Raw genomic sequence first — 9,850 nt, forward strand, 5'->3', positions numbered from 1 at the left:
GACTACACCGTGCACGGTGACGGCCGATCCTCGTCGAGCGTGATGTTGCTGGCGGGTTTCACAGCCCCCGCCACGTCGTGGCGTTATCAGATCCCGTCGCTGACCCAGGCAGGTCACCGCGTCATCGCGGTGGATCTGCCGGGCCACGGAACGGCTCCCGCCATGCCGCACGGCACGACGATGCAGACACGCGCCGGACTCGTGCACGCCCTCATCGAGCAACTCGACCTGCGGGATGCGGCAATGATCGGAGGCTCGATGGGCGCAAACACGATCTGGTCGTACGTCGACACGTACGGCACGGGGCGGCTTCGTGCCGCGGTTGTGGTCGATCAGACTCCGCGGATGCTCAATGCGCCGGAGTGGGCGTACGGGTCTACGGCTACGACCAGGAGAAGGTCGACACGTTCTTCGCGAACGGGATTCCCTCGACCGGCCACGGCACCCCGATCTGGAAACGCGGTATGCGGTTGGTCCGCCTGCTCGCCGCGATGGGCCGCGTCGACCGATCCCTGTCGCCACCGGAACTCGCCCTGTTGAACGATCATGCGAAACGCGACTGGTGTTCGACGATCCGTGCGAGCGATCTTCCCGTGCTCATCGTTGCCGGTTCCGACAGCGAGTTCTGGCCGTCAGCACACGCCGCCGCGGCCGCAGCACTCGCACCGAACGGAGCGTCGACCGTCGTCGCACGCGCAGGCCACGCGACGAACATGGAACGACCACATTCGTTCAACAGGGTTGTCGCCGAATTTCTCGATTCCGCGTCCTGAGCCCCGAACCGTGGCAAGCGCCGCCGCAGTCGCTACCGGTCAGTCGACGGACTGCACGACGACCGTGCCGCCGCTCTCCGCGGCTTCACGCGCCGCTGCCAACACCGCGATGGTGCCGAGCGCGGTGCGGGCAGGCACCGGTTGCTCGCCGGTGCCGGCAACGGCGGCCGCGAATTCCGTGTAGTAGTCCTGATACGCACCCCGTTGCGACGGGACCGTTTCCGCGCCCTCTGCTGTATGGAGGACGCCCCAGCGTTCCCGTCGTTCGTAACCCCACCCGGCGGGATCGTCGACGGGCCGCGTCCCCGCGAAGAGAGTCTGTGCCTGCACGTCCGTACCGTCCGCCACATAGGCGCCCAAGCTGCCGAACGCCCGCAGCCGTCGTCCCTCGAAGTGGTTGACCTTGCTCGACGAGACGCTCGAATAGACCCCGCTGCGGTGAGTGATATTGACGACGAAGCCGGCGTCGGTGCGCCCCTCTGGGCGGTCGACATAATCGAGGTGGGCGTCGACCCTCTCTGCCGGACCGAACAACCACAGCATCTGGTCGACGACGTGTGCGCCCATGTCGCGCAGCAACCCGCCAGTCGGGCCGGTTTCGAGCGTGTCGGCACCGTCCAGGTCGAATTGGGATTCGATACGCCAGATGTCGCCGAGTCGCGGCAACACCGACCTCAGCGTGCGGATGTCGGCGTCGTATCGACGGTTGTGATAGACGCTGAGCAGCACGCCGGCGTCGTCTGCGGCTGCTACCAACTCTCGGGCCGTCTCGACATCCGGCGCGAAGGGCTTGTCCGCGACCACGTGCACACCCCGCCCGATCGCCTCGAGTACGAGTTCGCGCCGCGTCTGCGGTGGGGTGGTGATCGTGACGGCATCGACGCCGGAGTCGATGAGCTCGCCGAGGCTCGAGAACACCGGTATTCCAGGGAAGCCTGCGGCAGCCTGGGCGACACGTGAGGCGGAGCGGGTCACGATGCCGCCCAGTGTGATTCCCTCGGCCGCTTCGACGAACGGTGCATGGAAGTAGCGGCCGCCCAGTCCGTACCCGACGATTCCGATATTCATACTCATGCGTGGATTATATGTTAAGACATTCGAACAATCTATGTCTGTAGAGCAGGCAGTCGCGGTGTCGAGGGTCGAGAACCGCGCAGTGCCGTGCCAGGATGAGGTGGCACGATCACTTGCAGGGAGGCGACGACATTGTCGGAGCGATCAGGATCCCACGCCGACGATCCGTTCAGCGGTCGGCAGCCAACCAGTCACGAACGGATGACGGGACGGCCCTGGGATGCGTCCTACCACGAGGGGCCTGCGCCGTGGGATGTCGGCCGGCCGCAGCCGGCGATCGTGCGGGTGGCATCCGAAGGTGGATTCGCCGGAGCGGTGCTCGATGCGGGATGCGGGACCGGCGAGAACGCTCTTCACGTCGCCTCGCTGGGATTGCAGGTTCTGGGCGTCGACGTGGCTGCGACGGCACTGGCGATCGCCCGGGAGAAGGCCGACGACCGCCGGATCGAGGTCGAGTTCGCAGTGGCAGACGCGTTCCAGTTGGACAGTATGGGGCGCCGGTTCGGGACCGTGCTGGACTGCGGACTGTTCCACACGTTCGACGCCGCCGAGCGACCACGCTACGTGGCGAGTTTGGCGTCGGTGACCGAACACGGCGGAACCGTGTATGTGTTGTGCTTCAGCGACGATGGTCCCGATACCGGCCCGCACCCCGTCAGCCGGGAGGAGCTGAGAGCGGCGTTCGACCCCAGCGATGGATGGAAGGTCGCCGCCATTGAACCGGACCGGATCGAGACGCGATTCCACGACGACGGCGCACCGGCCTGGTTTGCGACCATCGAGCGGATCTAGCCGGCGGGCGGGTCGGCCCGGTGAACGGTCGGCATTTCGTTAGTGCGTGCCGTCATTCGGCGTTTCCGGTCGGGAAGTAGACCGACCCGTCGCTACCGACGCAGCCGCCCTGGACGGGGCCGGGCCCGAAGTATGCGCCGTTGACCTGACCGGCGCCACCGGAGGAATTCGACCCGACTCCGGCTCCCGCGACGCCGACTGCCCCGCAGGTGTAGCTGTTCGAGTCGCCCGGCTCGCTCTCGACCTGAACCTGTGTGCCCGGAGTGTTCGGATCCCCGTGCAGGTTCGGTGCCGCGGCCGCGACCCCGGGTGCGGCGAAGATGGCGAGTGCGGCGGCCGCCGCGAGCGCCGAGCGCACTGCGAATGTGTTCATGCGATTCACCCTCGATTCGGTGGGCGCCCCGGATTCAGCTCGCCGGGTTCCGGGCGGGTCGTCTCCCGTGACGCATTCGTCTCACGGTAGGACCCCAATTATCGTCCGCTCCACCCGGAAATCCCACCCCGGGTATGCGCCGCGTGAATCGGCCAGGCGGCACGCTCCACCCACCGTCCTTGACATGAAGTGGACTTTAGGTTTCACGATGGTCGCAGATGTCACTGGAGGCAAGGAGTCTGCGATGAACGGCACCGGGACGGCGCTGATCACAGGAGGATCGGCAGGGCTGGGACGGGCGAGCGCACTCGCGCTCGCGGAGCGTGGCTGGGAGGTGATCATCACCGGGAGGCGGGTCGAACCGCTCGATCGGGTTGCCGCGCGGGCACACACCATCACCGCACTCCCCGGTGACGTGACCGATCCACGGCAGCGCGAGCGCATCGCCGTCGAGATCGCGGCGCGGGGACGACTGGATCTGTTGCTCAACAACGCCAGCGCGCTCGGACCCAGCCCGATGCCCACCCTCGCCCGGTATCCGGAGGACGCATTGGCGCAGGTCTTCGCGACCGATGTGCTCGCCCCGCTCGCCTTGATCGCCGCGCTGATCGCGCATGTGCGGGACGCGGGCGGGACCGTGATCAACATTTCGTCGGATGCCGCGGTCGAGGCGTATGCGGGCTGGGGCGGGTACGGGGCCGCGAAGGCGGCGCTCGACCACGCGACCGCGGTGCTGGCGGTCGAGGAACCCGGCCTTGCGGTCTACGCCTTCGATCCCGGCGACATGCGCACCGAGATGCACCAGGCGGCGTTCCCCGGCGAGGACATCTCGGATCGGCCCGATCCGGAGACCGTGGTGCCTGCGCTGCTGCATTTGCTCGACACGAGCCCACCCAGCGGCCGGTACCGCGCCGCGGACTTCGCGGTCGCAGCGAACACAGGGGTGACGTCGTGACCCGCGCACACGTCCCCTCCGCGGCCGAGTTCCGGTTCGCGCTGCCTCGGCGATTGGAGGCGAGTGGTCCACCGGAGAGCCGGGGGCTGCCGCGCGACTCGGTGCGGCTGCTGGTCTCCGATCGGGGCAGGGTGGAACACACCAGATTTCACAACCTGCCGCACTTCCTCGAGGCCGGCGACGTGGTGGTGGTGAACGCGTCGTCGACGTTGGCCGCGGCGGTGGACGGGACCGTCGACGCGGTGGGACCTGTGGTCGCGCACTTCTCCACCGACCTCGGGAACGGGGACTGGGCGGTCGAGGTGCGAGCGCCGGGACCGGCCTCCGGCGCCCTCGACACGGTCGCGGCGGGAACGCGGATCATTTTGCCGCGCGGCGTTGTTGCGACCCTCGTGGAACCCTGGCCCCACGGTTCGACCAGGCTGTGGAGGGCCTCGATCGACGGCGTCGCCGATGTAGCCGCGGAACTGCTCGCCACCTCGGGCCGTCCGATCACCTACGCGTACGTCCACGAACGCTGGCCTCTGTCGTCGTACCAGACGATCTTCGGCCGTAGTGGCGGAAGCGCCGAGATGGCCAGCGCTGCGAGGCCGTTCACCCATCCGATGGTCACCGACCTGGCGACCTCGGGGGTGGTCGTGGCGCCGATCCTGCTGCACACCGGTGTCTCCTCGCCGGAGCGAGGGGAGCCACCGATACCGGAGCCGTACGAGGTGCCGGAGCAGACGGCGCGTCTGGTCAACGACCGGCGCGCCGCCGGAGGTCGCGTCATCGCGGTCGGCACCACCGTGACGAGGGCCCTCGAGACCCAGGCCACTTCTGACGGCATGTCGGTGGCGGGCGCCGGCTGGACGGACCTGGTACTGAGCGCGGAGAGGCCGGCACGGGTGGTGGACGGCCTGGTCACGGGCTGGCACGCGCCGGGGGCGTCGCATCTCATGCTGCTCGAATCGGTGGTGGGGGAGGCGGCAGTCCGTCGCGCCTACGACGAGGCTCTTTCACGCGGATACCTGTGGCACGAGTTCGGGGACAGTGCGCTGTTGCTGCGACAGTGACGATGCAATCGCGGTTCTCGACAGCGGCGCCGTGGGCGAGTTGACTGAAACTGGTGATCTCGGCAATTCAGAAGGGATCACAGAGGACAGGACGTCGTCATGAACATCGGAAAGAAGATCCGGCACAAGGTCGAAACCGCCGAAGGCGCCACCAAGAAGGCAGTCGGCAAGGCCACCGGGAACGCCCACCTCGAAGCCGAGGGGAGCAAGGAACAGGCCAAAGGCAACACCAAGCAGATGGGAGACAAGGTCAAGGACGCGGGCAAGAAGATCAAGAACGCCCTCAAACACTGACCGAACCTCGGGCGAGTCCGGACTACTCGTTCGACAGCAGCGGCCCCAGCGGCCCGAGGTCGATGTTCAGGTCCTCGGGCGTGAGATCGAAATGCTCACGCAACTCCGCCATCCGCTCCTCGAGCAGCATGAGCGTCGTGCCGATGCGTTCGATCTGCTCGTCGCTGAGATCGCCGTGCTCGACTCGGCGTATCGCCTGCCGTTCCATCAATTGGCGTAAGAGCTCGACGATCGTCAGGACCAGCGTGACCAGGCCCTTCTCGACGGATTCGGGGTCGGCGTCGATTCGCTGTGGCAGAACCCGACGACCGATGTCGGTCGGGGCATCCGAATCGATGGGCTCGGACTCAGTCATCGGCGGGCTCCGGCCCGACCGGGTCGGGGACGAGTGCGCTGACCGATGCGATGAGCGTGCGCAGCGAGATCCGGACCATGTCGACGTCGGCGAGCGACAGGGTGATCTCGCCGGTGATGACGACACCACCGCCGAGCACCCGATCGAGCAGGTCGACGAGCGCGATGCGGCGAGTGTCGTCCGCGGGGACCATCTCGCTCATGGCCTCACCCGTCGATCCCGGCGAAGGAGTACGGCGGCCACGGTCCGGTCAGATCCAGTGTGATGCCCGGGCGTTCGGCGTCGAGTGCCGACACGAGCGCAGCGAAGTCGTCGATCCGTGCGTTGTCCACGAGGTAGGTGCCGTTGAAGATCATCCAGGCCCGTTTACCGGTCAGCACCGGATCGGTGACTTGCCGTCGAAGCCCGTCGACGGCACGGCCCAGGAGCGCGGAGTGAATCTCGCCCGCGTGGCCGGCCGCCCTGCGTTCCACGTCTTGCTGTGCGCTCAACTCCGCACGACGACGCAGCAGATACGCGGTCCCCTTTCCCTTCGCGCCGGTCGCGGAAGGTTCCTCTTTCACGTTCTGCGCCAGCACCTTTGCGTCTCCGAACGCTTTGACACCCCACTCACTCCGTCCGGTCACCCGGCGCAGCGCTGTGCTGAACTCCTCCTGTCGTTCGTCGAGGAGGAGGCGAACGCGATCGTCGTCGAGGTAGAGGGTTGCCAACCGCAATGGAACCGTGGGACCGCAGCGCAACACGGCAGCCACCACACTGTCGTGTGCTCTCGCGGTTGCCGCAAGCCAGTCGAGGTCCTCGAGGTTGCGCTGCAGAGGTTCCTGCCCGAATTCGCTCAGGCTCACCGTCCCCACCACCGCGGCGAGACCCGCCGACGCCACCGCGCGGACCGGCTCGCCGGCCACACCGGTGACCCCGGCGAGTTGTGCGTCGCCGATGCTGTCGGTGGTGATGCTGTAAAGCCAGACACCCTCATCCGCCGTCATCGCCGGGCTCCTGACGTTTCGCCTCCACCTCGACCGTTTCCGCGGCCTCGACGGCAGGGCGAACCGACCTGTCGGACTCGAGTTCGGCGATCCGCTCCCGAAGCTTCCGGTTCTCGAGTTCGAAGTCGCTGTTCCTGCCGGTCAGCCAGGGGTCGTGCTCCCACCAATCGATGCCCACCTCCTTCGCGGTTTCCAGCGAGGCGATCACCAGTCGCACCTTGATGGTCAGCAGTTCGATGTCGAGCAGGTTGACCTGGATGTCTCCGGCGATCACGAGCCCCTTGTCGAGCACCCGCTCGAGGATCTCGCCGAGGTTCGTCGACTGGTGCCCGCCGCCCATTCCGCCGCCCGAACTCTGCGGAAGGTTGCTCGCGCCGCCGCCGGCGATGGTCATGACTGCGTGCTCCCACTGTCACCGACACCGCGGATGTAGCGGCGGGTTCTGCGGTAGGACAACAGCTCTCCATCCAGATCCAACACCACCTCGTACATCGCGAGCATGTCCGTCGACGACGGGATTCGTCGATCCTCGACTACCTCCACCTCCACCGCCCAGCCGTCGTCGGTCGGCATGACCGAGGTCGCACCCAGTGGTTTCTTGCCGGTCAACTGCGCAATGTCACGCGTCGCGATCTCGGCGATCTCGGGTGCCGGCAACGGTGGTGGCTCCTCTTCTGCCATCGCCCGTCACTCCCTCTCCGGACCGGTGGGATGTGCCGTTCCGGTCATTCGATCGAGGATGGCCTGCTGTGCCTGCTCTTCCTCCTCGGCGGAGATCTCGCCTGCCGCACGTGCGTCCTCCAGTTCCTCGAGTGCGCGGCGCGCACTCGCGGGATTGTGGAGTTCCTCCTCGACCTGTTGCTGTATCAACTCGGCTAACGAGATCACCCCGCGAACGGGGGCAAGCGGCAGCGTGGCGATGAACGACAGGAGACCCATCGGTCAGCCCTCCGGTTTCTGCGTGACCACGAAGTCGTAGGCGGCGAGCGGTCCGAGCAGGCGCATGTCGACCCGGCCGTCCCACTGCTCGGCCAGTTCTCCCACTGCTTTCTCGAGTTCTTCCTGCCGTGCGACCTCGACGAGGACGGCTACTTGCGCGGCCTCCTCCTCGTGAGTCGGTTCCCGGACGTTGACCGAATCGGACAGCGAGTCGAGTGCCTCGACCACCTTGCGGGTGTCTTCGTCCCGCTTGGCCTCGATGGCATTACTGACGATTTCGCCGAGGGCCATCCGGGCGTCGCGGGTGGTCTCCTCGGGCTGATCCCGGATCGTGCCGAGCAGCTTGCTCGCCTGTTCGTTCTCTTCGATTATTTCTCGGAGGATCGCCTGCTCGACGTATCGCCCCTTCACGACGTATTGTGCTCGGCCTTCGAGTTCCTCCAGCGCGGCGGCGAACTCCTCGGCGTGTGCCGCGAGTAACTCCTCCGCGACAGCGTCCTCATCGGTCATGACTGCCCCGAAACGAAGCGGGAGCACCGGTGCCACACGAGACGTGCCATCCAGCACGTGCGCGTGGGTTCGGAGGTCCTCGGGCTTGCCGAGCGGCCTGTCCACCGAAATTTCGCTCACGAGCGCTGCGATGTCGCCGTGCTTGACGATGCTGACCGGTCCGTCACACACTCCGACCGCGTCTTTTTCGGCTTCCACATCGGCGGGCACGATGCCGTACACGTAGACACCGCTGGTGCGCGGCTCGTCGGGTGCGTCGGTGCTCTGGTTTGACGTAGACATCACTTGTCCCCTCGAGTGGACTTGCGCGAAACACGTTCGCGCTCAGGTTCTTCCTGCCCGCCGCCGAGGATGTCGCCGAGTTTCTCACCCGCGGACTCGATCGCGCCCTTGGTTTTCGACTTGGCGCCGCCCTCGGTGACGTCCCCAACCAGATCCGTCAGGCCCTTCGGCTCGCCACTGCCGATTTCGAGCCGGTTCACGGCCTCCGCGAACCGCAGGTAGGTGTCGACACTGGCGACGACGACGCGTGCATCGATCGTCAGCAGTTCGATGCCGACCAGCGAGACACGCACGTAGGCGTCGATGACGAGACCCTTGTCGAGGATTGTGTCGATGACGTCGGCGAGGCTACTCGAGCTGGGACCGCCGCTGACGCCGCCACCACCTCCCCCCGCCGGTTGTATTGCCGTCATCGTCGTGCTCCTTGTCGCGAGCTCGCCGTCTTCGCGGCAGTCTTGCGCGGGCGCCCTCGCCGTTTCGGGCCCTGGTCCTCAGCGGCAGCCGCGGTCTTGCGCGGGCGACCTCGGCGCCGCGGCGGCGGTGCTTCTGCTTCCTCCTCCTCGTCTGATTCCGTGCCCGCGTCCTCGTCGGTTTCCTCGGTGTCGTCTTCGTCGGTTTCCTCAGCCTCGTCGCCTTCGGCCTCGTCGCCTTCGGCCTCGTCGCCCTCAGCCTCGTCGCCCTCGGGCTCGTCGGTTTCCTCGAGCTCTTCCGACTCTTCCGGCTGCGCCTCGTCCTCTTCGGGCTCGACTACCTCGCCGTCCCGGATCTCTCCGCGCCAGCCCTCGACTTCGTCGGGATGGAGAACGGACTGCGTCATGACATGGCGTGCAAAGTGTTTCAACTCCAGCCGTGCTCGCCGCCCCTGTGCACGCCACAGGTTTCCTGTCTTCTCGAATAGTCCTTTCGGGTGATACTCGAGGATCAGAACGATGCGGGTGAGGTCGGGAGTCACCTCGTGGAACGTCACCGCCCCGTCGATGAAACCCTTGGCACCCTTCGAGCGCCACACGATCCGCTCATCCGGAACCTGCTCGATGATCGACGCTTCCCAGGTTCGGTGCGACAAGAAGATCTGAGCCTTCCACTCGACCTTTTCGTCCGATTCCTGTTCCACCCGCTCGACCTTCTTCATGAAGGAGGGAAAGTCGGCGAATTGGGTCCATTGGTTGTAGACCAGCTGGACCGGGACACCGACATCGATCGTTTCGACGATATTGGTCAACTTGAGCTTCTTGCCCTTACCGCCACCGCCACCGCCACCACCAGTGACCGCGTCCTTCACATCCGACGCCGTGTCCTTCACCTTGTCCGTCAACCCGGAGAACAGTGACTTGCCATCGCCCTTCTCGTCCCCGTTGCCGTCACCCTGCTGCTCTTTGCCGGTGACCGCGGACAGCAGGCTTCCGCCGCCACCCTCGGCGTAATCGGTGAGCCTCCCGGATGCACCCTGCACCTTGTCGGA

Annotated in this window: 16 protein-coding genes; 5 read left to right on the top strand and 11 right to left on the bottom strand. The window is 66.4% G+C overall.

Annotation, left to right across the window (positions count from 1 at the left end; all coding sequences use genetic code 11):
* Positions 1-42: 42 nt before the first annotated feature.
* Positions 43-540, top strand: a complete 498-nt coding sequence (locus tag AZG88_RS53775; protein WP_231914078.1) for an alpha/beta fold hydrolase — start codon at positions 43-45, stop codon at positions 538-540.
* 272 nt (positions 541-812) lie between these two features.
* On the opposite strand, the gene AZG88_RS18445 is transcribed toward AZG88_RS53775, so the two are convergent.
* Positions 813-1,847 (bottom strand): Gfo/Idh/MocA family oxidoreductase, encoded by a 1,035-nt coding sequence (locus AZG88_RS18445; protein ID WP_061698500.1) that lies wholly within the window; start codon positions 1,845-1,847, stop codon positions 813-815.
* 201 nt (positions 1,848-2,048) lie between these two features.
* Between AZG88_RS18445 and AZG88_RS18450 the strand changes: the two genes are divergently transcribed.
* Entirely contained in the window at positions 2,049-2,639 is a 591-nt protein-coding gene (locus AZG88_RS18450; RefSeq protein ID WP_061698501.1) for a class I SAM-dependent methyltransferase, read from the top strand.
* Positions 2,640-2,691: 52 nt separating this feature from the next.
* Here AZG88_RS18450 and AZG88_RS18455 read toward each other — a convergent pair whose 3' ends face one another.
* Positions 2,692-3,012, bottom strand: coding sequence for a hypothetical protein (locus AZG88_RS18455; protein WP_005246478.1), 321 nt, complete (start codon positions 3,010-3,012; stop codon positions 2,692-2,694).
* Between the two features lie 244 nt (positions 3,013-3,256).
* Between AZG88_RS18455 and AZG88_RS18460 the strand changes: the two genes are divergently transcribed.
* The 3 genes from AZG88_RS18460 (at position 3,257) to AZG88_RS18470 (ending at position 5,316) form a co-directional block, all read left to right on the top strand.
* A complete protein-coding gene (locus tag AZG88_RS18460) occupies positions 3,257-3,967 on the top strand; it encodes an SDR family NAD(P)-dependent oxidoreductase (protein ID WP_025432617.1) in 711 nt (236 codons plus the stop codon).
* Positions 3,964-5,022, top strand: a complete 1,059-nt coding sequence (locus tag AZG88_RS18465; protein ID WP_005246475.1) for an S-adenosylmethionine:tRNA ribosyltransferase-isomerase — start codon at positions 3,964-3,966, stop codon at positions 5,020-5,022. The genes AZG88_RS18460 and AZG88_RS18465 overlap by 4 nt, the downstream gene beginning before the upstream one ends.
* Positions 5,023-5,121: 99 nt before the next feature.
* Positions 5,122-5,316, top strand: a complete 195-nt coding sequence (locus AZG88_RS18470; protein WP_060968974.1) for a CsbD family protein — start codon at positions 5,122-5,124, stop codon at positions 5,314-5,316.
* 22 nt (positions 5,317-5,338) lie between these two features.
* Here the strand turns inward: AZG88_RS18470 and AZG88_RS18475 are convergent, their stop codons facing one another.
* From AZG88_RS18475 to AZG88_RS18515, 9 genes are all read right to left on the bottom strand, one after another.
* Entirely contained in the window at positions 5,339-5,671 is a 333-nt protein-coding gene (locus tag AZG88_RS18475) for a gas vesicle protein K (protein ID WP_005246472.1), read from the bottom strand.
* Complete coding sequence (locus AZG88_RS55040; RefSeq protein ID WP_005246471.1) at positions 5,664-5,873, bottom strand: gas vesicle protein; 210 nt, start codon at positions 5,871-5,873, stop codon at positions 5,664-5,666. Before AZG88_RS55040 ends, AZG88_RS18475 begins: the two co-directional genes overlap by 8 nt.
* Before the next feature lie 4 nt (positions 5,874-5,877).
* Positions 5,878-6,657 (bottom strand): GvpL/GvpF family gas vesicle protein, encoded by a 780-nt coding sequence (locus AZG88_RS18485; RefSeq protein WP_005246469.1) that lies wholly within the window; start codon positions 6,655-6,657, stop codon positions 5,878-5,880.
* Positions 6,644-7,051, bottom strand: coding sequence for a gas vesicle protein (locus tag AZG88_RS18490; protein ID WP_061698502.1), 408 nt, complete (start codon positions 7,049-7,051; stop codon positions 6,644-6,646). The genes AZG88_RS18485 and AZG88_RS18490 overlap by 14 nt, the downstream gene beginning before the upstream one ends.
* Positions 7,048-7,338 carry a gas vesicle protein GvpO gene (locus tag AZG88_RS18495; protein ID WP_005246465.1) on the bottom strand — a complete coding sequence of 97 codons (291 nt, stop codon included), beginning with the start codon at positions 7,336-7,338 and terminating at the stop codon, positions 7,048-7,050. The genes AZG88_RS18490 and AZG88_RS18495 overlap by 4 nt, the downstream gene beginning before the upstream one ends.
* A 6-nt stretch (positions 7,339-7,344) precedes the next feature.
* Positions 7,345-7,596: a gas vesicle protein GvpG gene (locus tag AZG88_RS18500; protein ID WP_005246463.1), complete on the bottom strand. Its 252-nt coding sequence runs from the start codon at positions 7,594-7,596 to the stop codon at positions 7,345-7,347.
* Positions 7,597-7,599: 3 nt separating this feature from the next.
* Positions 7,600-8,388, bottom strand: a complete 789-nt coding sequence (locus AZG88_RS18505; RefSeq protein ID WP_005246462.1) for a GvpL/GvpF family gas vesicle protein — start codon at positions 8,386-8,388, stop codon at positions 7,600-7,602.
* Positions 8,388-8,801, bottom strand: a complete 414-nt coding sequence (gene gvpJ, locus AZG88_RS18510; RefSeq protein WP_060968971.1) for a gas vesicle protein GvpJ — start codon at positions 8,799-8,801, stop codon at positions 8,388-8,390. The genes AZG88_RS18505 and gvpJ overlap by 1 nt, the downstream gene beginning before the upstream one ends.
* On the bottom strand, positions 8,798-9,850 hold a 1,053-nt coding region (locus AZG88_RS18515; protein ID WP_061698506.1), incomplete at its 5' end, for an SRPBCC family protein. The genes AZG88_RS18515 and gvpJ, both read right to left, overlap by 4 nt.

It is taken from the genome of Rhodococcus sp. LB1 (genome assembly GCF_001583455.1).
Classification (GTDB): Bacteria; Actinomycetota; Actinomycetes; order Mycobacteriales; family Mycobacteriaceae; genus Rhodococcus_F; species Rhodococcus_F opacus.

Excerpts from the sequence above, each read along its gene's own strand:
- AZG88_RS53775 (WP_231914078.1), top strand. The coding sequence starts at position 43 with ATGTTGCTGGCGGGTTTCACAGCCCCCGCCACGTCGTGGCGTTATCAG.
- AZG88_RS18445 (WP_061698500.1), bottom strand. The coding sequence starts at position 1,847 with ATGAGTATGAATATCGGAATCGTCGGGTACGGACTGGGCGGCCGCTAC.
- AZG88_RS18450 (WP_061698501.1), top strand. The coding sequence starts at position 2,049 with ATGACGGGACGGCCCTGGGATGCGTCCTACCACGAGGGGCCTGCGCCG.
- AZG88_RS18455 (WP_005246478.1), bottom strand. The coding sequence starts at position 3,012 with ATGAACACATTCGCAGTGCGCTCGGCGCTCGCGGCGGCCGCCGCACTC.
- AZG88_RS18460 (WP_025432617.1), top strand. The coding sequence starts at position 3,257 with ATGAACGGCACCGGGACGGCGCTGATCACAGGAGGATCGGCAGGGCTG.
- AZG88_RS18470 (WP_060968974.1), top strand. The coding sequence starts at position 5,122 with ATGAACATCGGAAAGAAGATCCGGCACAAGGTCGAAACCGCCGAAGGC.
- AZG88_RS18475 (WP_005246472.1), bottom strand. The coding sequence starts at position 5,671 with ATGACTGAGTCCGAGCCCATCGATTCGGATGCCCCGACCGACATCGGT.
- AZG88_RS55040 (WP_005246471.1), bottom strand. The coding sequence starts at position 5,873 with ATGAGCGAGATGGTCCCCGCGGACGACACTCGCCGCATCGCGCTCGTC.
- AZG88_RS18485 (WP_005246469.1), bottom strand. The coding sequence starts at position 6,657 with ATGACGGCGGATGAGGGTGTCTGGCTTTACAGCATCACCACCGACAGC.
- AZG88_RS18490 (WP_061698502.1), bottom strand. The coding sequence starts at position 7,051 with ATGACCATCGCCGGCGGCGGCGCGAGCAACCTTCCGCAGAGTTCGGGC.
- AZG88_RS18495 (WP_005246465.1), bottom strand. The coding sequence starts at position 7,338 with ATGGCAGAAGAGGAGCCACCACCGTTGCCGGCACCCGAGATCGCCGAG.
- AZG88_RS18500 (WP_005246463.1), bottom strand. The coding sequence starts at position 7,596 with ATGGGTCTCCTGTCGTTCATCGCCACGCTGCCGCTTGCCCCCGTTCGC.
- AZG88_RS18505 (WP_005246462.1), bottom strand. The coding sequence starts at position 8,388 with ATGTCTACGTCAAACCAGAGCACCGACGCACCCGACGAGCCGCGCACC.
- gvpJ (WP_060968971.1), bottom strand. The coding sequence starts at position 8,801 with ATGACGGCAATACAACCGGCGGGGGGAGGTGGTGGCGGCGTCAGCGGC.